At 61.1% G+C, this 22,269-nt stretch carries 19 protein-coding genes; 6 read left to right on the top strand and 13 right to left on the bottom strand.

Annotated elements, in window-relative coordinates:
* Positions 1 to 2 precede the first annotated feature (2 nt).
* From PW947_RS27915 to PW947_RS27905, 3 genes are all read left to right on the top strand, one after another.
* Positions 3 to 935 carry an electron transfer flavoprotein subunit alpha/FixB family protein gene (locus PW947_RS27915; RefSeq protein ID WP_299635596.1) on the top strand — a complete coding sequence of 311 codons (933 nt, stop codon included), beginning with the start codon at positions 3 to 5 and terminating at the stop codon, positions 933 to 935.
* A gap of 126 nt (positions 936 to 1,061) precedes the next feature.
* On the top strand, positions 1,062 to 1,343 hold the full coding sequence (locus PW947_RS27910) for a DUF4148 domain-containing protein (protein ID WP_299635595.1): 282 nt from the start codon (positions 1,062 to 1,064) through the stop codon (positions 1,341 to 1,343).
* A 136-nt stretch (positions 1,344 to 1,479) separates the two neighbouring features.
* On the top strand, positions 1,480 to 2,244 hold the full coding sequence (locus PW947_RS27905; RefSeq protein ID WP_299635594.1) for an SDR family oxidoreductase: 765 nt from the start codon (positions 1,480 to 1,482) through the stop codon (positions 2,242 to 2,244).
* A 61-nt stretch (positions 2,245 to 2,305) separates the two neighbouring features.
* On the opposite strand, the gene PW947_RS27900 is transcribed toward PW947_RS27905, so the two are convergent.
* The 4 genes from PW947_RS27900 to PW947_RS27885 all read right to left on the bottom strand — a co-directional run bounded on the left by PW947_RS27900 (position 2,306) and on the right by PW947_RS27885 (position 7,421).
* Complete coding sequence (locus tag PW947_RS27900; protein ID WP_299635593.1) at positions 2,306 to 2,998, bottom strand: SAM-dependent methyltransferase; 693 nt, start codon at positions 2,996 to 2,998, stop codon at positions 2,306 to 2,308.
* Complete coding sequence (locus tag PW947_RS27895; protein WP_299635592.1) at positions 2,986 to 4,197, bottom strand: acyl-CoA dehydrogenase; 1,212 nt, start codon at positions 4,195 to 4,197, stop codon at positions 2,986 to 2,988. Before PW947_RS27895 ends, PW947_RS27900 begins: the two co-directional genes overlap by 13 nt.
* A 1,214-nt stretch (positions 4,198 to 5,411) precedes the next feature.
* Positions 5,412 to 6,953, bottom strand: a complete 1,542-nt coding sequence (locus PW947_RS27890) for a methyl-accepting chemotaxis protein (protein ID WP_299635591.1) — start codon at positions 6,951 to 6,953, stop codon at positions 5,412 to 5,414.
* Positions 6,954 to 7,274: 321 nt separating this feature from the next.
* Positions 7,275 to 7,421: a DUF3096 domain-containing protein gene (locus tag PW947_RS27885; RefSeq protein WP_299635590.1), complete on the bottom strand. Its 147-nt coding sequence runs from the start codon at positions 7,419 to 7,421 to the stop codon at positions 7,275 to 7,277.
* Between the two features lie 143 nt (positions 7,422 to 7,564).
* Between PW947_RS27885 and PW947_RS27880 the strand changes: the two genes are divergently transcribed.
* Complete coding sequence (locus PW947_RS27880; RefSeq protein ID WP_299635589.1) at positions 7,565 to 8,479, top strand: LysR family transcriptional regulator; 915 nt, start codon at positions 7,565 to 7,567, stop codon at positions 8,477 to 8,479.
* A gap of 54 nt (positions 8,480 to 8,533) precedes the next feature.
* Here the strand turns inward: PW947_RS27880 and PW947_RS27875 are convergent, their stop codons facing one another.
* The 5 genes from PW947_RS27875 to PW947_RS27855 form a co-directional block, all read right to left on the bottom strand.
* The gene (locus PW947_RS27875; protein ID WP_299635588.1) at positions 8,534 to 9,979 is read right to left on the bottom strand and encodes an amidohydrolase family protein; all 1,446 of its coding nucleotides are present in this window, start codon (positions 9,977 to 9,979) and stop codon (positions 8,534 to 8,536) included.
* A 20-nt stretch (positions 9,980 to 9,999) separates the two neighbouring features.
* Complete coding sequence (locus tag PW947_RS27870) at positions 10,000 to 10,821, bottom strand: ABC transporter permease (RefSeq protein ID WP_299636056.1); 822 nt, start codon at positions 10,819 to 10,821, stop codon at positions 10,000 to 10,002.
* Positions 10,822 to 10,847: 26 nt separating this feature from the next.
* Positions 10,848 to 11,684 carry an ABC transporter ATP-binding protein gene (locus PW947_RS27865; RefSeq protein WP_299635587.1) on the bottom strand — a complete coding sequence of 279 codons (837 nt, stop codon included), beginning with the start codon at positions 11,682 to 11,684 and terminating at the stop codon, positions 10,848 to 10,850.
* Positions 11,685 to 11,686: 2 nt separating this feature from the next.
* Entirely contained in the window at positions 11,687 to 12,733 is a 1,047-nt protein-coding gene (locus tag PW947_RS27860; RefSeq protein ID WP_299635586.1) for an aromatic ring-hydroxylating dioxygenase subunit alpha, read from the bottom strand.
* A gap of 72 nt (positions 12,734 to 12,805) precedes the next feature.
* Positions 12,806 to 13,828 (bottom strand): ABC transporter substrate-binding protein, encoded by a 1,023-nt coding sequence (locus PW947_RS27855; protein ID WP_299635585.1) that lies wholly within the window; start codon positions 13,826 to 13,828, stop codon positions 12,806 to 12,808.
* Between the two features lie 594 nt (positions 13,829 to 14,422).
* Here PW947_RS27855 and PW947_RS27850 point away from each other — a divergent pair.
* Entirely contained in the window at positions 14,423 to 14,593 is a 171-nt protein-coding gene (locus tag PW947_RS27850; RefSeq protein ID WP_299635584.1) for a hypothetical protein, read from the top strand.
* A 210-nt stretch (positions 14,594 to 14,803) separates the two neighbouring features.
* On the top strand, positions 14,804 to 15,025 hold the full coding sequence (locus PW947_RS27845; RefSeq protein ID WP_299635583.1) for a hypothetical protein: 222 nt from the start codon (positions 14,804 to 14,806) through the stop codon (positions 15,023 to 15,025).
* 47 nt (positions 15,026 to 15,072) lie between these two features.
* Here PW947_RS27845 and PW947_RS27840 read toward each other — a convergent pair whose 3' ends face one another.
* The 4 genes from PW947_RS27840 to PW947_RS27825 all read right to left on the bottom strand — a co-directional run bounded on the left by PW947_RS27840 (position 15,073) and on the right by PW947_RS27825 (position 21,697).
* Positions 15,073 to 16,377: an MFS family transporter gene (locus PW947_RS27840; RefSeq protein ID WP_299635582.1), complete on the bottom strand. Its 1,305-nt coding sequence runs from the start codon at positions 16,375 to 16,377 to the stop codon at positions 15,073 to 15,075.
* A gap of 296 nt (positions 16,378 to 16,673) precedes the next feature.
* Complete coding sequence (locus PW947_RS27835; protein WP_299635581.1) at positions 16,674 to 18,374, bottom strand: SpoVR family protein; 1,701 nt, start codon at positions 18,372 to 18,374, stop codon at positions 16,674 to 16,676.
* Positions 18,371 to 19,642 (bottom strand): YeaH/YhbH family protein, encoded by a 1,272-nt coding sequence (locus PW947_RS27830; RefSeq protein WP_299635580.1) that lies wholly within the window; start codon positions 19,640 to 19,642, stop codon positions 18,371 to 18,373. The genes PW947_RS27835 and PW947_RS27830 overlap by 4 nt, the downstream gene beginning before the upstream one ends.
* Before the next feature lie 132 nt (positions 19,643 to 19,774).
* Positions 19,775 to 21,697 (bottom strand): PrkA family serine protein kinase, encoded by a 1,923-nt coding sequence (locus PW947_RS27825; RefSeq protein WP_299635579.1) that lies wholly within the window; start codon positions 21,695 to 21,697, stop codon positions 19,775 to 19,777.
* Positions 21,698 to 22,269: the final 572 nt, after the last annotated feature.

Raw genomic sequence — 22,269 nt, 5'->3', positions numbered from 1 at the left:
AAATGACGATTCTGGTAATTGCGGAACACGATAACGCGTCGGTGAAAGCCGCGACGTTGAATACGGTTGCGGCTGCAGCCAAGGTTGGCGGCGACGTGCATGTGCTGGTCGCAGGTCACAACGCACAGGCTGCGGCAGATGCGGCAGCGAAAATCGCAGGCGTGTCGAAAGTATTGCTGGCAGACGCGCCGCAACTGGCGGCAGGCCTCGCGGAAAACGTCGAAGCGACCGTGCTGAATATCGCAAAAGGTTATTCGCACATCTTCGCGCCGGCAACCGCATACGGTAAAAACATCGCGCCGCGTATCGCCGCGAAGCTCGACGTCGCGCAGATCAGCGACATCACCGCCGTGGACAGTGCCGACACGTTCGAGCGTCCGATCTACGCGGGCAATGCGATTGCAACGGTTCAATCGAACGATCCGATCAAGGTCATTACCGTCCGCGCGACGGGTTTCGATCCGGTTGCAGCCGAAGGCGGCAGCGCCGCGGTCGAGAAGATCGAAGCCGCAGCGGACGCAGGCATTTCCGCGTTCGTCAGCCGTGAAATCACGAAGCTCGATCGTCCGGAACTGACGTCGGCATCGATCATCGTGTCGGGCGGTCGCGGTCTGGGCAGCGGCGAGAACTACACGAAGGTGCTCGAACCGCTGGCCGACAAGCTGAACGCAGCGCTCGGCGCATCGCGTGCAGCGGTGGACGCGGGTTACGTGCCGAACGACTATCAGGTTGGCCAGACCGGCAAGATCGTCGCGCCGCAGTTGTATATCGCGGTCGGTATTTCGGGTGCAATCCAGCATCTGGCCGGGATGAAAGACTCGAAGGTGATCGTCGCGATCAACAAGGATCCGGAAGCGCCGATTTTCGGCGTCGCCGATTACGGTCTGGTCGGCGATCTGTTCACCGCCGCGCCGGAACTCACCGACGCGCTTTAACGCAGGCTGCGCGCGTAATATCCGCCATCGCGCGGTCCGACATGGCTTACGGGCCATGCCGGACCGCCGTCGGTCGCGGCACGGCCTATGCTACTTCCGGACAGAGTCATTCAAACGGAGGCCGTGATGACCCAATCCCATACGCCATTGAAGGTTTGCGCTCGTGCCGGCGCGGCCGCATTGCTCGCCATCGCCACATCCCATCTGGCGAGCGCGCAGACCCTGCCGTCCACGCTGACCACCCATCAGGCGCAACAGGTCGAGTTGCAACAACTTCAGGCAACGGGTTATCGCCAGGGTGGCGACGATCCGACCTATCCGCGAAACATTCAAAAGGCCGAACGCGCGATTCGCGCAGACGATCGAACCGGCGCCCATTCGTACGAAGGAGCCGTCCAGGTGCAATAAGCGCGATAAGGCGATACGCACAACCCGCATATCCAGCCGAACGCGCGCACCCAGCACCCAGACCCCGTACGGCCCGAACGCAAGCCTCGGCTGCGCCCCACTTTCTGTTTGCTGACACGTCAATCCAGAGGTTTTCATGCAACGTTTCGAAGGCAAGGTAGTGATCGTGACTGGCGCCGGATCGGGAATCGGCGCCGCGACTGCGCGTCGGTTTTCGGAGGAAGGCGCGACGACCGTTCTGGTCGGTCGTACGCAGGCGAAGCTGGAGCACGTCGCCGCGACGTTGCCGACCGAGCGCACGCTCGCGCAGGTCGTCGATATGCGCAACTACGACGACGTGGACATGCTCGTCACGATGATCGTGCAGCGTTACGGCCAGCTCGACGTGATCGTCAATAACGCGGGCGTGGTGAAAATGGGACCGATCGATGCGTTGTCGCTGGAGGATTGGGACGACGTGATGGCCACCGACGTCAGCGGCGTGTTTTACGGATGCCGCGCCGCGTTGCCGCATCTGAAGAAAGTCAAAGGTTGCATCGTCAACGTGTCGTCGGTATCCGGGATCGGCGGCGATTGGGGGATGAGCTTCTACAACGCGGCCAAAGGTGCGGTGACCAATTTCACGCGCGCGCTCGCGATGGATTGCGGCCCGGACGGCGTGCGCGTCAACGCCGTATGCCCCACATACACGCGCACCGAAATGACCGGCGACATGGATAGCGACGAACAACTGCAGCAAGCGTTTCGCCAGCGCATTCCGCTTGGCCGCCCCGCCGAACCGGAGGAGATTGCGAGCGTGATCGCCTTTCTCGCGAGCGACGACGCGCGCTTCGTTACCGGCGTCAACCTGCCCGTCGACGGCGGCCTGAGCGCGTCGAACGGACAACCGAAACTGGTTTGAGCTTAACGTGGTCAAGACTCATTTATGCGGTTTTCAACCGGGCATCGCGGCAGTCGGCGCGTCATGCGCGCCCTTCGCGCTCGGCCACTGATCGACCGTCGCGCGTCCATACGTCGAGCAGAAAATCCGGCTCGTCGTGATGAACGACGCGCGTGAGTCCGCAATGCGCGTCGAAGCAGTGATGAATATCGGCGGCGGTGTGGTGCGCGGCGTCGAACGGACGTTTCCAGTGACACGCGAGCAAGGTGCCGTCGCTCGAAAGGTTTTGCGCGATGCATCGCGCGAGGCCTTCCAGATCGGCGAGCGCCAGGTAGTATGCGAGTTCGCTGATGACGATCAGATCGAATGGGCCGTCGTCATTGGGCCATTCGGCAGGCATCGTCAGTCTTTCGATGCGCACGTGCCGATTGTCCGGTCGATCTTGCTGACGTAGTCCCACTCGATCGACGCGTTGTTCACATTCAACGTTCAGCCGTTCACGCGCGACGCGCACGGCCGTGTCGTGCAAATCCGCGGCGAGCAGCGCGTCGCAACGCACGGCAAGCAGCGCCGTCAATTCGCCGTTGGCGCAGCCCGGTTCGAAGGCGTTCCGATAGCGTTCGCGCGGCAACGCGGCGAGCGTCAGCTGACGCTTGCGATGTTCGTACCAGCCTTCACGAAGATGCCAGGGGTCGTCGCTGCGCGCATACAGTGCGTCGAAATAGTCGCGCGACGATTCGCTGTCCGACGATGACGGCTTGCTCACAGCATCCATGGCGTGTCCTCCCGCTTGTCCGTCCCGACGATGACTTGACCCAATGCGGCGAGATCGTTTTCCGCATGACTCTGGCGCAAGAACACCGGCAGATCGGCCATTGCACGAGCGAAACGCGCATCGCGACACAACGGCGCCGCGCCGAGTGCGCGGCCCGCGTGCGTCATGACCTCCGTTGCCGCCGCCTCGACAATCAGGCGAACCCGCAACGCGACGCGCTGGCTATCGGCGTGCGGATGCGCATCGATCGTAGCCGCCGCTTCGCGCAACGCAGCCGCAGCGCTCGCGAGCGCAACATCGATAGCGCCCAGATGCGCCAGCCGATGCGGTTCCGCGCGACGCTGCACGGCGTCGCGCACCCATCCGCCGATCGCAGCCGCCGCTCCATACCAGCACGCCGCGATCCCCGCTCCGCCGTGCCAGAAACCCGGACGCTCGACATATCGATGCGGTCCACCGACCTGGGTGGCGCTGACCCCTTCGAAATGGACGTCGGCGCTGTTGGTCGCCTGCATGCCGACCGCATGCCACTGAGCGGAATCGATCGACACGCCGGGCTGATTCATCGAAACGGCGGCGAGGATCGGCGCGCCGTCGAGCCATGCGGTGATCAACGCGGCATCGACGATGCGGGCGCCCGAGCACCAGGCTTTAGTACCGTCGAGAATCAGTTGCGGATGTTTGTCCTTGCCACCGATTGCGGTTGCGGTGACACGTGCCGTTGGGGGTTCTGCGGCCCATACGGCCCAGGCAGTGGTGTCGTTCGAAGGTGGACCTGCGAGTTCGGCGAGGATCGCTAGCGCGTCGGTGTGGCCTTCGAAGAGTTTGGTCAGCGACAGGTCGCACGCTGCGACTGCTGAGAGCGCTTGCCAGCGGGTTAGGGTTTGGCCTTTTGCGGGTAGCGGGAGCTGGTCGTAGTGGTGGGTTATCAGGTTTTTGAAGGTGGTTTCCCTGTCGGGTGTTTCAGGTGTTTCGCGTAGCGATGCGGTTAGGGAGGGGATGCCTGGGAAATGGGGGATTTTGTGGGTGGGTTCCGGGCGCTCATCGGGATTGGGTTGCGGGGACATGGGAGGTTGGTCCTTGCGGCGCGGAGTGGTTTGGGTTGCTGCGCAATGGGTGTGCCTGGGGTTTGGGTTTGGTTGTTGCGGTGGGTTGGTTGGTTGGTTGGTTTTGTGTTGGCGTGCGTGGCCTGTGTTCACGCTGGTTTGGTTGGATCGTCCCTGTGCGGGACCGGGTGCTTTTGGCGGTGCGCGCGGTGTTGGTTTGGTTGCTCCTGGCGTGGCGGGCGTGGCCTGTTTTCGCGCTGGTCTGGTTGGTTTTATGTTGGCGTGCGTGTCCTGTATTCGCGCTGGTTTGCCTGGATCGTCCCTGTGCGGGACCGCACCTACTTTTCTTTGCTCGCGCAAAGAAAAGTAGGCAAAAGAAAGCGCGTTTACCTCGCGCTCCGTAGCGAGTGGTGTCTAGTATTTTTCGGGTAGTGGACCGCGCACGTTTTGAGTTCGCGGTCCGTTTTTCGTGGTGGTCCGCGCCCGCACATCCCGCCCGCTTCGCGGCGGTAGCCCACTTCAAAACCCCGTTTGCGCTACGACCTTGGCTCGCCTTCGCGACGGTTCCGGCGTCCAGCCCAAAGCGCGGTTTGTGCACGGCATTTGCTCTCCTTAGGACCATTCCGGCGTCGGCTTTAAGCCCGGTTTTCACCACCCGATTTGCCAGCCTTCACGACGGTCCAGGCGCCCGGCTCAGGAGCCGGTTTCCGCCACGGTATTCACCCGTTTTCACGACGGTTCCGACGTTCTGCGTAGCCAGGAATTTTGCGCGCGCGACCAGACCGGCGCATGCCAGGAAAATGGGTTTTGTAACCGACAGAGTGCAGCGCGCGAATGGCGCCAAGAGATAAAGACGGGGCTGTGCCCAACGGCTGTCGCGGAGCGAACAGCCGGAACGAATGACTGCCTTGTCACTCGCTTAAGCGGTGCGGCAACTCAAATCGTGCGCGGTCCACTACCCGATAATGAATGAACGCCACTCGCTACAAAGTGTCGGTGTAAACGCGCTTTCTTTTGCCTACTTTTCTTTGCGCGAGCAAAGAAAAGTAGGTGCGGTCCCGCACAGGGACGATCCAGGCAGACCAGCGTGAAAACAGGCCACGCACGCCACGCGAGGATCAACCAAACCAACGACGCGAGCACCGCCGAACGCACCGGTCCCGCACAGGGACGATCCAGGCAAACCAGCGTGAAAACAGGCCACGCACGCCACGCCAGGCGCAACCAAACCAACGCCATGCGAACCGCCAAACGCACCCGGTCCCGCACAGGGACGATCCAACCAACCCAGCGCAAAAACAGGCCGCACACGCCAACATAAAACCAACCAACCCATCGCCAACCGAAGACCCCAAACCCCAAAAACCCTAAACCCTAAACCCCCCCGTCACTTCATTCAACCTCGCCGCCTGCCCTGCCAGCGACGCAGCCGTCGCCGCACTCTCCTCCACCAACGCCGCATTCTGCTGCGTCACCTCATCCATCTGCGTGACCGCAAGACTCACCTGCCGGATCCCCTCGCTCTGCTCACTCGACGCCGCCGCAATCTCCCCAACCAGCTTCGCCACCCGCGTAATCGCCGCCTCGATCTGCTGCATCGTCCCGCCCGCTTCGTTGACGAGATTCGCGCCGCTCTCCACCCGACTCGTCGACTCCGCGATCAACCCGCTAATCTCCTTCGCTGCCGCCGCCGAACGCTGCGCAAGACTGCGCACTTCTCCCGCCACCACCGCAAATCCGCGCCCTTCCTCGCCCGCGCGCGCTGCTTCGACGGCGGCGTTCAACGCCAGAATATTCGTCTGAAATGCAATCCCTTCGATCGCGCCGATGATCCCCGTCATCTTCGACGACCCGGCGTGAATCGCGTGCATCGTGTCCACCATGTTCCCCACCGAGCCACGTCCGCGCGCGGCCATCTCCGATGCCTCCACGGCCAGCCGGCTGGCATGCTGCGCGTTCTCCGCGTTCAACTGCACGGTCGACGTCAATTGCTCCATCGCCGATGCGGTCTGCTCCAACGACGCTGCCTGCTCCTCCGTGCGCTGCGACAGATCGAGATTGCCCGCCGCAATCTGCTGCGTCGACGATGCGATCGATTGCGATCCGGAACGCACGGTCGTGATCGTCGAGCCAAGCTTGTCCTGCATGGTCGCGAGACCGCGCAACAACATGCCCATCTCGTCGTTCGAGTGGACCGGCACGCGCGTCGTCAATTCACCGGCGGCAATTGCGTCGAACTGGGCCAACGCCTGGTTCAGCGGCGACATGATCGCGCGACGCAACGTCCGCCAGCTCATGACCGCGACCCCAAGACCAATCGCAATGCTCGCGATTACCGCCACCAGCAACGTGTGAAACAAAGCGCTCGCACGTTGATTCGCATCGTTCGCGGCATCGTCGAGATACGCTTCCAGCGCGCCCTGGCTCTTGTTCATTGCGGTGTACAAACCGATCAACGTATTCGCGCGGCTTTCGTCCATCCAGCTCGTGTCGCCACTCTGAATTGCCTTGATCAACTGATCGATGCCGTCGCGCATCACCGCGCTTCGTTTTGCGTCCAGATCGTCGGTCAGACCTTGCAATTCAGAGGTCTTAGGCAAACCGCGAAAGCGTGTCCACCATTGATCGGAATCGGCAAGCAACGCGCGCGCACGTTCGAGTTGCGCGCCGAGTTGCGGCGAATGCGGATTGCTCATCGCCCAGTCGAGCCCGAAGCGCGCGCGCGACATCGCCGTGCCCGACTTGCCCAACGCCACGACCGACGCGTAGTGCACTGCGTACGCGTCGCGTTGCCCCTGATTGCTTTCGGCCATGCCGAGAATGCCGAGCACGCCCGTGGCAATCAGCAACAGGCCGAGAAACGCGATCGTGATCGCGATCCGCAAATTGATGGTCCAGTTCTTCGTCATTGTCTTCGCTTCAATGCCAGGCTCGACAGGGGCGGCCCGCGCCCGCTCCGCCACACGACACCATCCTTCACTACGGTTTGTTTTGTTCCGTATGCGAAACGATGTGCCTTATATGGAAAGATGCCGACAAAGTATAGCGACGCGTGTCACGCCGAAAAAAAGAAATTTGGATCGTGCAGCTGCGACGCGCGCGGCGCGTCGCTAAAAAACGACGTGACGCGGCTGAATGGGTAATTACCCGAATGGTTGCAGATGCAACCAGCAATGCGTCGACGCGGTACGCATTGCTACGTACCGCGTGCGGGAAATTTCAACGGAGATTCAGTGGATGTGATCGCCGAACAGGCCGAGCAAACCGATGATGATCAGATACAACGCAACGATAAAATTCAGCAGTCGCGGCACGACAAGAATCAGGATCCCCGCGATCAATGCGACCAGCGGCCCGATGTTAGTGACGATGTGCATAGTGAGTGTCTCCGTGTGATCGATCTTCACGTGCCCACGCAAACGGCATGCCCACGGGTTGGCGATTGTCCGCATCCGCGCGTGCGCCCGGGTATTTCGCGGTAGCATGACTCGCGATGAATTCATGACAGGGGAGCATGCACATGCCATTCGATGAACGGATGCTGAACGGCATGGGTGTTTTGATCGCGATCGTCGATAGCGGCAGTTTTGCGGCGGCGGGCGATGCGCTCGACATGTCGCAATCGGGTGTCAGTCGCTCGGTCGCGCGACTCGAAGCGCGGCTCGGTATCCGTCTGTTCGACCGCACCACGCGCTCGGTCACGCTCACCGACGAAGGCCGTCGTTTTTACGAGCAGATCGTACCGTTACTCAACGGGCTCGAAGACGCGGCATCGTCGGCGGCGCTCGGGGCGACTGCGGTGCGCGGCCGGTTGCGCGTCACCATCGATCCATTCTTCTCGCGGCTCGTGCTCGGGCCACGGCTCGGCGCGTTCATGGACGCGCATCCGGATCTGCAACTCGAACTGATCACGCGCGATCAACTCGGCGATATGGTGGCCGATGGTTTCGATCTCGCCGTGCGCTTCGGCGAGCCGCGATCGTCGACACTGATTGCGCGCAAGCTGCTCGACACGCGCATCGTGACCGTGGCCGCGCCGTCGTATCTGAAGAAATACGGGCACCCCGTGACGCCGTCCGACCTCGATAAAGGCCATCACGTGTGCATCAAGTTTCGCGACCCGGAAACCGGCCAGCCGTTCGAATGGGAATTTCATCGCGGACGCAAACGCGTGATGCTCGCGCCGCGCGGCGTGTTGACCGTCAACGACGTCGGCACGCTGCACAGCGCATGCGCGGCAGGCCAGGGCATCGCGCAGATTCTCGCGCTCGGCGCGGCGCCGTTATTCGCGGACGGACGCTTCGTCGAGCTGTTTCCGGATTGGGCCGACGAGCTGTATCCGCTGTACGCGCTTTATCCGTCCCGCCACCATCCGCCCGCTAAAGTACGGGCTTTTTTCGATTTCATCGTATCGCTGACGGACGGCGCGGCGTGACTGTGCCGCACGGCCCGTCAGCGGCAATCGCCGCAATCAACACAATCGCCGCGATCAGGCCGGCGCTTCCGCGAGCAATGCCTTCACCGTTGCCCTCGCCTCGCGTCCGAGTTCGACCAGATCGACACCGTCGATCGCATCGTTGCTGACGACTCGTCGGCCCGCGCAAAACAGCGCCGCGAGCGTCGGCCGTCCGCCCGATGCAACGGGTCCGATGGCCGGGTCGTGCAAGCCGAAATAGCGCGGATCGTCGAGCCGGTAGATCGCGAGATCGGCGGAATAACCGGGCGCGACACGGCCGACTTCGTCGAGGCCCATCACCGATGCGCCGCCCGCCGTGCCCCAATGAATCACATCGGCCACGCTCGCCGCATGCGCTCCGCCTTCGAACGTGCCGCCGCGAAACTTCGGTGTGGCCGCCATGCCGACGCGCGCGCGCTGCGCAAGCCAGGTCATGTGCACTTCCGAGATCATGTCGGCCGCTTCGTTGGACGCCGCGCCGTCCACGCCGATCGAAACCGGCACGCCGGCATCGGCCATGTCGCGCACCGGGCATATGCCGCTGCCCAGACGCCCGTTGCTTTGCGGACAATGCGCGACGCCTGTGCCGGTTTGCGCGAGCATCGCGATTTCGTCGGCGTCGACTTTCACGAGATGCGCGTACCAGACGTCCGGTCCGAGCCAGTCATGCTCGCCGCAAAACGCGACCGGCGAGCGGTCGTACATCGCCTTCGCGCTGTCCTGATAGCCGACGGTTTCGGACAGGTGGCTATGCAGGCGCAGTCCGAGCTTGCGCGCGAATGCCGCGGTCGCCCGCATCTCGGCCGGCGAGATCGAGTACAGCACGGTTGTCGGCGCCATCACGACCCTGCGCATCGCCCGGGGCGAAGCATCGTGATAGGAAGCCGCCAGACGCTCCATATCGGCCAGGAATCCATCCAGCGACTCCGGGCGCAGCGCGGTGGGCAAATCGGCTTCCAGCTGGCGCGTTTGGGTCGCGCCACCGCGCAGCAACACGAACCGCAGACCGAGCTTGTCCGCTTCGTCGAACAGGATCGCCGAACTGTCGAACGGCATGTCGGGGTAGTACACGTAGTTGTGATCCGCAACCGTCGCGCAGCCGGAGCGCGCGAGTTCGATCAGCCCGATCCGCGCGGCAAGCCTGAAGCGCTTTTCATCGAACAGTGCGCGAAAACGATACGGCGTCGCGGCGAGCCACGGCGTCAAACTCGCGTCGAGTCCGGCGAGATCGCCCTTCAGCAACGACTGGAACAGATGATGATGGGTGTTGACCCACGCCGGATACACGACGCAATCGCTTGCATCGACAACCGTTTCGCCGGGCAACGGCGTCAATGCGCCGATCTCCGCGATGGTGTCGCCGTTCAGCCGGATGTCCGGACCGGCGACGCGCGCGGGGTCGTCGTCGGTGCCGCGACCGCCCGTCATGATGGCGGCCGCATTGCGGATCAACGTGCTTTTATGGGGTTCTTGTGTCACGGGCAAAGACCTGTGTGCGTTCAAAGTTGACTATCGTGCCAGCCGCGCAAACCGATGCGCGACACCCATACGGTGATGCCGAACAGCACCACGCCGGTTACCGTGATCAGCAGCAACGCCGCGAACAGGCGCGGAATGTTCAGCTGGAATCCGGCTTGCAGAATCTGATAGGCGAGCCCGGCACCGCTGCCGCCCGTGCCCGCGACGAATTCCGCGACGACCGCGCCGATCAGCGACAAGCCGCTCGAAATCCGCAGACCGCCGAAGAAGTACGGCAACGCGCTTGGAATACGCAAGCGCACCAGCGTTTGCCAACGCGTCGCGCGGTTGATCTTGAACAGGTTGATCAGTCCGGGATTCACGCTGCGCAATCCAAGCGCGGTATTCGAAATGATCGGGAACAGCGCAACCAGCGTCGCGCAGACGACCAGCGCGAGCGTGGTGTCTTTCACCCAGATGATGATCAGCGGCGCAATCGCGACGACGGGTGTGACCTGCAACAGGATCGCATACGGAAACAGGCTCGCCTCGATCAACGGGCTCTGCACGAACAGCAACGCAATGGCAACGCCGAGCACCGTCGCAAGCGCGAACGCGAGCAAGGTGATCTTCAACGTGGCGAGCAGACTGCCGAACAGAAGCGGTGCATCCTGAACCAGTTGCACGGCAATCGCGGACGGCGACGGCACCAGATACGACGGCACCTTCAGCAGCACGCACCAGCCTTCCCACAGCGCCAGCATCACGATACCGACGAGCCACGGCGCAAGCGCCTTTGCCACGCCGGGCCGCTGCAACAGCGGCGTACGTTCGCCTTGACGGATGATGCGAGCCCGTTTCATCGCACGGGCGGATAGCACTTCGCCAGTCATGATTGCACTCCTGTTTCAAGCGCGGCATCCACGTCGTTCGCACGATGCGCGTCGGTGATCAGTTCGGACAAGGTCTTGCAATGCTGCATGAACGGCGCGCTGACGCGATAGGCATCGTCACGATCCTGCGGACCGTCGATCGCGACATCCGCGATCACGCGACCGGGCCGCGCCTGCATCACCACCACGCGGCTCGACAGATAGACCGCTTCGTAGATGCTGTGCGTGACGAACACGACCGTCATCCCGCGACGGTGCCACAGCGCGCGCAGGTCGCCGTCGAGCCGGTTGCGCGTGAACTCGTCGAGTGCGCCGAACGGTTCGTCGAGCAACAGCAGATCCGGCTCGGTGACGAGCGCCCGCGCGAGCGATGCGCGCATCTGCATGCCGCCCGACAGTTCGCGCGGCAACGCGTGGCCGAACTTGCCGAGACCGACGCCGTCGAGCGCGTCGGCCACGCGCGCGTCCGCTTCGCGACGCGGCACGTGGGCAAGATCGAGCGGCAGACGCACGTTGTCGGCCACACTCGCCCACGGCATCAAGGTCGCTTCCTGAAACACCATCGACATTCGACGCCCTGCCGAACCGACCGTCTCGAACGGCTGGCCCCACCAGCGCATATGTCCATGCGTCGGCGTTTCGATGCCGGCGAACATCTTCAGCAAGGTGCTCTTGCCGCAACCGGACGGCCCGAGCAGCGACACGAACTCGCCCGGTTCGATCGACAGCCGCACGTCTTCGAGCGCCACCGTGCCGTTCGGATAGCGCTTGTCGACGCGCTGCACGGACAGCAGCGGCATCGACGTACGCGGGCTTTCAATGGACGTTTGCATGATCAGGCCTCCGCATCGGGCGACGACGTGTCGCGGAACACTTCCACTTCGCCGTTATCGTTGAGCAGTTTCAACAGCATCTTGCGCATCAGCAGGCCCGGCTTGTCCGACTCCATATGACATTCCTGCTGACGGCGCACATCGATGCAGGCGTCGTAATCGGTGGCTTCGAGGATGTCGCGATCTTCATCGGTGATCGGACGATCCCAGTCGATCAGCTCCTGCGTCGTGCATGCGTCTTCGGTGTCGTTGCGATACAGCCATTGCGACAGCATCAGCGTGCTGTCGTCGATCGGCGTCGCGCAGTTATAGATGATGTGATGCACGCCGCTCGCCGGATACGTGCAGCCGAAACGCCGCGCGAACGGCATGAACCAGCGGTTGATCAGATGGCGCTCGGTGACTTCTTCGGTGGTTCCCGTGATCCGGTAACTGGCGGGCGGATTGCGTACCGGCACATGCGTTTCCGCTTCGAAGCCCCAGTCGTTCGGACGAAATTCGTACTTCGACGGTTTGGGATTGTCGAACAGGCCGAAGTTCGATTTATGCACGAAGCTGAAGTGCGAATTGTCGAACGAGTTCTCCATCATCCGCAGCGGACTGGTTTTCCATTCTTCGTAAAACTGCAGGATGCGGCGATAGCCCGGCGCGGTTTCTTCGGGGAACTCGGGGATCGGTTGCAGCGGGTCGTCGAGTGCGACCCACGCATAACCATAGCGCTCTTCGCACCGGTACGACTGCACGATCGCGCGCGACGGGATCGTGCTGTTGTCGTTCTGCGGAATCTTCACGCATTGGCCGGAGCAGTCGTAAGTCCAGCCGTGATAGCCGCAGGCGATATTGCCGTCGCTATCGACGAAGCCTTTCGACAGTTTTGCGGTGCGATGGCAACAGCGATCGCGCAATGCATGCGGCTTGCCGCCCGCGCCCTTCCAGAGCACGATCGGCTCACCGAGCAGCGTGAACGGTTGCGGACCGGCATCGAGTTGCGTCATCGGCATGATTGCGTACCAGAATCGGCGCAAGACTTTTTGTCGGGTAACCAGCATCGTGAATCTCCTGTATTGCCTGTATCGGGGTGACTGCGTTTTCGTGCAGTTCGTTGTAAGTCGTGCGCTCGCTTACGGCATGACCTTCGCGGTCTGGATGAATTGCAGCGTGTACGCGCTGTGATAGTCGGTGGCGGGCTTCAGTAATTTCGCGCCGACCATGTAGTCGTAGGTCTTCTTCCAGCGTGCGTCGGTCATCGCGCCGATACCCATCGTCGATGCGTCGCCACCCGTCACGAGCTTCAGCTTTTTCAGTTGCGCGACGCCGTAGGCGAGTTGCGCGTCGCTCATCTCGGGGTTGTCTTTCTTGATTAACGCATTGGCCGGTGCGGGATCGTTCAGATAGCTTTTCCAGCCTTCCATCGACGCCTTCACAAAGCGCGCGACCACATCGGGTTTCGCCTTCAACGTGTCGCGCATCGCGACGATCGTGTCGTTGTACGGCGGATAGCCGTCGTCGGCGAACAGGAAGAAATGTGCGTTCGCATGGGCCTGTTCGGCCTGGAATGTTTCGGATGACGGATACGCCTGCATTGCCGTATTCGGGTCCGCGAAGAACGGTTGCAGGTTGAACGTGTACGGCCGCGCCTGCGCATCGGTGTAACCGTATTTTTCCTTCAGCCACGGCCACCAGCTGGTGCGGCCCGAACCCGCGACGAGAATCGTCTTGCCCTTGAGGCCCGCGAGACTCGTGACGTCGCTATGCGTCATCATCCCTTGCGGATCGAACTGGAATGCAGCAGCCACGGTCGTCACCGGAATCCCGGCTTCGACGCTCGACAGCACCTGAAAGTCGTAACCGAGAATGAAGTCCGCTTGTCCGCCCGCGAGCAACTGCATGCCGTTGACTTGCGGACCGCCCATCTTGATCGTCACGTCGAGACCGGCCTTTTTGTAGAGACCGGTTGCGAGCGCCTGATAGAAACCACCGTGCTCGGCTTGCGCATACCAGCTCGTGAGCAACGTGACGTGATCGGCGGCATGCGCGAGCGGCGCGGCGAGCAGCGTGCCCGCGCAGGTGGCGGCGGTTGCCGCGCGCAACAACGTGGAGCGAGTAAAACCGGCGAAACGGTAAAGAAAATCCTGGACGCGCATGGACAGACTCCGTGACGGGAGAAACAACGTGGAGAACGTAGGAAGGACAACAGGACGGGCGAGATGAACGGGTTCGGATGCGCTGTGCGCATGCCGACGCGCACGCATGCGCGTAGCGCATGCGAACGACGCGATGCCGACAATCCGGAATACCGATGTGAGAACTGGGGGCAACATTGCACGCTCCTTGTCGGCGGGACCGGACGGTCCCGTTCAAACGCCGATCCTGCGATCGACGTGGGCGCACGATGCGCCCCAAGAGCAATGCCCCACGTTACCGGCACGATGATCGTGTGCCGGTCGCTAGCCGCTTCTACTCTGATCCCGATTAAGCGAATCGCGTGCCAGATAGTGTAGGCACGGCTAACAATGCCGACGCGACAAGGCTTCGTTCACTGTCACGCGCGACGAAGCACGCATCTGCTACGCATGCGTGCGCACATCGACGACGCATGCGCGCACTGCATATGTGCATCCGGCGCGACCTGTCAGCGGGATTTGCCTGCGTTTTGCGCATACGAACGCGCGACGCGATCCGGATCGGGTCCGATCGTTGCTGCTTCAATGGCGTCATTCACCCGATGGGAGACTCAGATGAGCGAAGCCGATCAAACCCAGACTGCGGATCTCGACCATCCGCAGAAGGCCGAGCATAGCGATAACGAAAAAAGCAAAATGCCGGAGCGTCACGACGAAGCGCGCAAGCAATCTCCCGCGGACAAGCCGGGCAAGAAACCGGGTGAAGGTGAGCCGTCGGTGAGTTGACGCGCGGCGGGTGAACGCGTTCATGTGAATCACGCGCGGCGTGGCGGCATGGAGATGCCGCCACGCCGCGCGTCTTTTATTATTAGCTGGATGGAATCGCGCAATTGCGCGGCGGGGTAATTTGCTAACGCAAATTTGTCGTTTGCCGATAGGCGAGCCGCTGGCTACGATCGATTCATCGAATTGCGACCTGGCTGGAGGAACGACTACATGACGGACACCGCCTGTTTCAAACCCCGGGTCATCGAACCTGTCGTGCAAGGACGTCCTGATGGACTCGGGCTGGCAGTCGAACTCTGGCTGGCGCGCCCCGTGGATGGCATCGCGGGACGCGCCGTGCAGATCCACTTGCGCAGCGATGCGCAGATGGCGCAGGCGGAGGCGCTGCGCGATCTGCTACATCAGGTTGCAGCGGATATCGTGGTGACGTGACCGCATTCGGCGCTGAAACGGCGGACCGTCCCGCCGCGCCACGAGCTTCAAGGCTCGTTGCGCAGATACCCTTCTTTCGACGAGTCACGCATCCGGAACGACACGATCAACGCGACCGCGCACAACGCGGTGACGTACCAGTAAAACATCGACTCGTTACCGACCGACTTCAACCACAGCGCGACGTACTCCGCAGAACCGCCGAACAGCGCATTCGCAACCGCGTACGACAAGCCCACGCCGAGCGCGCGCACTTCGGGCGGGAACATCTCCGCCTTGATCAAGCCGCTGATCGACGTATAGAAGCTCACGATGGCCAGCGCGAGGGTCACGAGGCCGAACGCGGCATACGGGCTCGTGACATCCTTCAGCGTATGCAGCAACGGCACCGTGCCGATGGTCGCGAACACACCGAACAGGATCATCGACCGACGGCGGCCGATGCGGTCCGACAGTGCGCCGAACAGCGGCTGCATGATCATGTAGACGAACAGCGCCGCCGTCATTACGTTGCTGGCAGTCTTCGCATGCATGCCCGCCGTGTTGACCAGATACTTCTGCATGTACGTCGTGAACGTGTAGAAGATCAGCGAGCCGCCCGCCGTGAAACCGAGCACGGTCAGGAACGCGGCCTTGTGTTGCATCAGCCCGCGAAGCGTGCCCGCTTCCTTGCGTTGGCGCTGCTCGGCGGTGGTGGTTTCGTCGAGCGAGCGGCGCAGATAGAGCGCCACCAGCGCGGCCACCGCGCCCACCGCGAACGGCACGCGCCAGCCCCACGCCTTCAGTTCTTCGGTGCTCAACAGTTGTTGCAGGATCACCAGCACGAGCAGCGCGAACAGTTGTCCGCCGATCAGCGTCACGTACTGGAACGACGCGAAAAATCCACGACGGCCGCGCAGTGCGACCTCACTCATATAGGTCGCGCTGGTGCCGTATTCGCCGCCGACCGACAGTCCCTGGAACAGCCGTGCGACCAGCAGCAACGCCGGCGCAAGCGCGCCGATTTTCGCGTAGGTGGGCAAGACCGCGATCACCAGCGAGCCGCCGCACATCATGAACACCGACACCATCATCGCCCTGCGTCGGCCGTGTTTGTCGGCGAGGCGGCCGAAGAACCAGCCGCCGATCGGACGCATCAGGAAGCCCGCGGCGAACACGCCGGCCGTGTTCAGCAACTGCGTGGTGGGATTGCCGCTCGGGAAAAATGCGGGCGCGAAATACAGCGCGCAAAACGAGTAGACGTAGAAGTCGAACCACTCGACGAGATTGCCCGACGACGCACCGACGATAGCGAAAATCCGGCGGCGGGTGTCGTCTGCCGAGAGAGGTGGGGTGTCGGTCTGAACGTTCATGCTGGTGTCTGTCCTTGTTATTCGACGGGAGGTAGCGATCGTGTCGCCGCGTTCCAGGCGCGCTCCGCTTGCGACGGGGTGCCGTCGCGGATTTTACAGCCGCGAAAGCGGCGTGTGAGCAGAATGTAGGGTAAGACAGGATCAGGATTTGTGCGGATAGCGGCGATGTTTTTGCAGCACGTCGCCGCATCACAGCGCATCTCCGCTCGCCAATAAAAAAGCCAGCCCGAAGGCTGGCTCTCAACTGAGGCGCCGTGCGACATCGCACGACGCCTGCGGGGATGACGTATCAGCGGCTACAACCGGATTGCCGGCGGCTGATACTTGCACTCGTAGCGCTTTCTGACCGTGCCGTTTTCGTCGACGCTTTCCAGATAGACGTCGAACTGCCAGAGTCGCGCCATATGCTTCAGCACTTCGTCGCTGTCTCCCGACAGATGACGGTTATCGCTCATGAAATGCCGCAACGTCAGACTGCGGTCTCCACGCGTATTCACCGACCACACCTGGATGTTCGGCTCGCGATGATGCATGTCGTACTGCCGCGACAACGCCTGACGTACGTACTGATAACCGCTGTCGTCGTGAATCGCCGACACTTCGAGCGCATCGCGCATATCGTCGTCGAGCACCGAGAACAGCCGCATCTCGCGAATCATGTTCGGCGACAGATACTGCGCGATAAAACTCTCGTCCTTGAAATTGCGCATTGCATAGTGCAGCGCGGGCAGCCACGGGCTTCCGGCCAGTTCCGGGAACCAGCGCCGGTCTTCTTCCGTCGGGTTTTCGCAGATACGCCGAATGTCGCTCATCATCGAAAAACCGAGCGCGTACGGATTGATGCCGCTGTAATACTTTTTCGTAACGGGCGGTTGATAGACGACATTGCTGTGCGAATGGAGAAACTCCATCATGAAGCCGTCTTCCAGCTTGCCCTGGTTGTACATCGTATTGAGCAACGTGTAGTGCCAGAACGTCGCCCAACCTTCGTTCATCACCTGCGTCTGACGCTGCGGGTAAAAGTACTGGCCGACCTTGCGCACGATGCGGATCACTTCGCGTTCCCACGGCTCCAGCAACGGCGAATTTTTCTCCGCGAAGTACAGCAGGTTTTCCTGCGGCTCCGGCGGATACCGCTGGTCGATCTCTTCAGGCAACGGCGTGTGACGCGTAGGCAGCGTGCGCCACAATTCGTTGACCTGCGATTGCAGATACGCTTCGCGCTCGCGACGCGCAGCAGACTCTTTCGCCAGCGACAACTTCTGCGGCCGCTTGTAGCGGTCCACGCCGTAGTTCATCAGCGCATGGCACGAATCGAGCAGTTCCTCGACGCGATCGAGCCCGAAACGCTCTTCGCATTCCGCGATGTAATTCTTCGCGTACACGAGGTAATCGACGATGGCGTGCGCATCTGTCCAGAGCTTGAACAGATAGTTGCCCTTGAAAAACGAGTTGTGCCCGTACGCGGCGTGCGCGATGACGAGCGCCTGCATCGTCATCGTGTTCTCTTCCATCAGATACGCGATGCAGGGGTTGGAGTTGATCACGATCTCGTACGCAAGCCCCATCTGCCCGCGACGGTAGCTTTTTTCGGTAGCGAGAAAGTGTTTGCCGAACGACCAGTGACGGTAATTGACCGGCATGCCGACGGACGCATACGCGTCCATCATCTGTTCGGCGCTGATGAGTTCGAGCTGGATCGGATAGACGTCGAGTTCATATTGCTCGGCGACCTGAGCGATATGCGTGTCGTACTCTTCGATCAATTCGAAGGTCCAGTCGGACGGGCACGGCAATGGCCGTCTATCGGCTACATTCATACGGACTTCCTTTTGCCCTTCGACGGGCGTTCCGGTGTGTCCTCGCGTTCCGGCAGCCGCTTGCGCTGCACCGGCCCCGACCGCACCGGTCTCGGCATGCCCGGATGGCTTCGGCACGCCTGTCCCGCGCTCCGGCTGATAGCCGCGCGCTTCGTTATGCAGATGTCGTGTCGTCATGCAGCCGCCACCTGCTTCTCGAACAACTCCCTGAAAACCGGATAGATGTCCGCGGCCCCCTCGACCTTTTTCATCGCCATATGCGGCTGGCTGAGCGCCAGTTGCGCATATTCGAGCCACAGATTCTGCTCTTCGGGCGTTACCTGAATATAGGCAAAATAACGCACCTTCGTCAGAATGTCATCATGCAGCATCTTGCGACATTTTGGGGAGTCATCGGTCCAGTTGTCGCCGTCGGAAGCCTGCGCGCCGTAAATATTCCATTCACTCGGCGAGTAGCGTTCTTCCATCACCTTGGTCATCAATTCCAGCGCGCTCGATACGACCGTGCCGCCGGATTCGGTGGAATGAAAGAAGGTTTCTTCGTCGACTTCTTCGGCGCGCGTGTGGTGACGGATAAACACCACCTCGATCTTCTCGTAGTTCCGTTTCAGGAACAGATACAACAGGATAAAGAAGCGCTTCGCGAGATCCTTGCGCTGCTCGTCCATCGAACCGGACACGTCCATCAGGCAGAACATCACGGCCTGACTCGACGGCGTGGGTTGCTTCACGCGGTTCACGTAGCGCAAGTCGAACGGATCGATAAACGGAATGCGCCAGATGCGTCCGCGCAGATGGTGGATTTCCTCTTCGAGCAGACGGATTTCATCGCGACGGTCTGCGGTGTCGGCCTTCAACTCGTCGAGCTGCCGTTCCATCTCGCGCAGTTCGTTGGTCAACGGCGCACCGAGCGCGATGCGGCGACCGAGCGCGCTGCGCAGCGAACGGACCACGTCGATATTGTTCGGCGTGCCTTCGGCCGCCCAGCCCGCACGAATGCTTTTCCACGTGGGAACCGCGAGCAGATGGGTTTTGACGAGACGCGGCAGTTCGAGATCGTCGAAGAAGTACTGCATGAATTCTTCACGGCTCAACTCGAAGACGAAGTCGTCCTGACCGTCGCCTTCGTTGCTGGCCTGATTGCCGCCGCCCCCGCCGCCCCCGCCTTGCGGACGCTGAATCTTGTCGCCGCGGATGTAGTCCGCGTTACCGGGATGGACCATCTCACGCTTGCCGCCCGGACCATGCCGGAACGACGGCTCCGCTATGTCCTTACGCGGAATGGTGATGCTCTGCGTGTTCTGGATATCTTTGATGCTACGGTCGCGCACCGCGTCCGAGACGGCGCGACGAATGTAGTTCTTTACGCGACGCAGGAAGCGTTCGCGATTTGCAATACTCTTGTTCTTGCCAGCCAGCCTGCGGTCGATGATTTGATGAAGCACATCCGGTCTCCCATGCAGCGCCGCGAATTCGGGTGTGCGGGGCGCAAGTGGTGCATGCGACTGCTTACGATGCAGCTTGCGCCCCGCAAGGCGCCCGCGCGACGCTCTCGCGCGGGCGATGCGCCGTGCGCATCATGACGACTTGCGCACGCGCAGATACCAGTCGCACAGAAGTCGCACCTGCTTGGGCGTGTAGCCCTTCGCGACCATCCGGTTGACGAAGTCTTCGTGCTTGCGCTGTTCTTCCGCCGATCCTTTCGCGTTGAACGAGATGACCGGCAACAGCTCTTCCGTGTTCGAGAACATCTTCTTTTCGATCACGACGCGCAGTTTCTCGTAGCTGATCCACGCCGGATTCTTCCCGGCATTCGCAGCTCTTGCACGCAGCACGAAATTGACGATCTCGTTGCGGAAGTCCTTCGGATTGCTGATGCCCGCGGGCTTTTCGATCTTCTCCAGTTCCGCATTCAATGCGGCGCGGTCGAAGCTCTCGCCGGTGTCGTGATCGCGGAACTCCTGATCCTGAATCCAGAAGTCTGCGTACGTCACATAGCGATCGAAAATGTTCTGCCCGTATTCCGAATACGACTCCAGATACGCGGTCTGGATTTCCTTGCCGATAAACTCCGCGTAGCGCGACGCGAGCACGTCCTTGATAAAGGACAGGTACTTCTGTTCGGTTTCCGGCGGGAACTGCTCGCGTTCGATCTGCTGTTCGAGCACGTACATCAGATGCACCGGATTCGCCGCGACTTCCGACGTATCGAAGTTGAATACACGCGACAGGATCTTGAACGCGAAGCGGGTGGATACGCCCGTCATGCCTTCGTCGACGCCGGCGAAATCGCGGTACTCCTGATACGACTTCGCTTTCGGGTCGGTGTCTTTCAGGTTCTCGCCGTCGTACACCTGCATCTTCGAGAACAGGCTGGAATTCTCCGGCTCCTGCAGGCGCGTCAGCACCGACATCTGCGCCATCATCTTCAGCGTGCCGGGTGCACACACTGCCGTAGACAGCGACGAGTTGCGGATCAGCTTCTCGTAGATCTTGATCTCTTCCGAATAGCGCAGGCAGTAAGGCACCTTCACCACGAAGATACGATCGAGCAGTGCTTCGTTATTGCGGTTGTTACGGAATGCCTTCCATTCCGACTCATTTGAGTGGGCGAGAATCACGCCGTCGAACGGGATCGCGCCGAAGCCTTCGGTGCCCTTGAAGTTACCTTCCTGGGTGGCCGTCAACAACGGGTGCAAGACCTTGATCGGCGCCTTGAACATTTCGACGAACTCGAGCAAGCCCTGATTCGCGAGACACAGACCGCCGGAGTAGCTATAAGCATCCGCGTCGTCTTGCGCGTACTGTTCGAGCTTGCGGATATCGACCTTGCCGACGAGCGACGAGATGTCCTGATTGTTTTCGTCGCCCGGTTCGGTTTTAGCGATACCGATCTGACGCAACACGGAAGGATAACGACGCACCACGCGGAACTTGCGGATGTCGCCGTTGTACTCGTGCAGCCGCTTGACGGCCCACGGACTCAGAATGCTTTTCAGGTAGCGGCGCGGTATGCCGTACTGCTCTTCGAGGATCGGACCGTCCTCGTCGTAATCGAATAGCCCGAGTGGCGATTCATTGACGGGCGAGCCCTTGATTGCATAGAACGGTACGCGTTCCATGAGTTGCTTCAGACGTTCCGCGATGGACGACTTGCCGCCGCCGACCGGACCGAGCAAATACAGGATCTGTTTCTTCTCTTCGAGCCCCTGGGCCGAGTGCCGGAAGTACGCGACCACCTGCTCGATCACGTCTTCCATTCCGTAGAACTCACGGAATGCGGGGTATACCTTGATGACCTTGTTCGCGAAGATGCGCGACGTGCGCGGATCGTTACGCGTGTCGATCTGTTCGGGCTCGCCAATAGCCGTTAACATGCGTTCGCCAGCGGTGGCGTACGCGGCGGGATTTTCTTTGCAGAGCGCGAGATACTCCTCAAGCGAGAGTTCATCTTCTCGCGTTTTTTCGAAGCGGGTCGCGAAACTGCTGTAGATATCCATGCTACCTCCTCGCCGAAGTCTGGATTGATGTCGTGCGCGGCGCGCTATTCGGAAACGACATCGCTCGAATTCATCCTAAACCCTTTTAAATTTTTTTTCACGAACTACGTTGCGAAAAATAGCGCCGTAGTCATGACGTTACATTCGACACTTGGAAACGCAGATTCGGTCACCTACAATCTTGCGCGTCCATCAAGCCTTACTCTCGACGCTACAACAGATAGCGACATCGTCGATGCACCCTTCCGCATCACATTCGCAAGGCGACGCAGTTGCCGCTGTGTGTGAGCGAACATTGCGTCGCATTGCATACGTCCGTTACATCTTGCGGTGAGTGCTGCCCCGCTTTTTCCTGCAACGCGCGAACAGTGCGATGCGTGTACAGCGCGTGATCGTGTGTTACATCTTTAATCGCGGATGCCGCTACTTGTTCGTCGCTGAAGGTGTGAGCGACGAATCGCAAGTTGGTTCGCGATTCACCAGCAGATGATTCATTCGCAATCGATACCCGCGTCGACAGCAGGGTTTGCTTACCGCGTGTCACGCCGCTAGAAATGCACGCGCATCACTAT

The organism is Paraburkholderia sp. (assembly GCF_028283785.1).
GTDB lineage: Bacteria > Pseudomonadota > Gammaproteobacteria > Burkholderiales > Burkholderiaceae > Paraburkholderia.
Note: the sequence above shows the minus strand (reverse complement) of the source record. Positions and strands in the feature narration are given on the sequence as shown.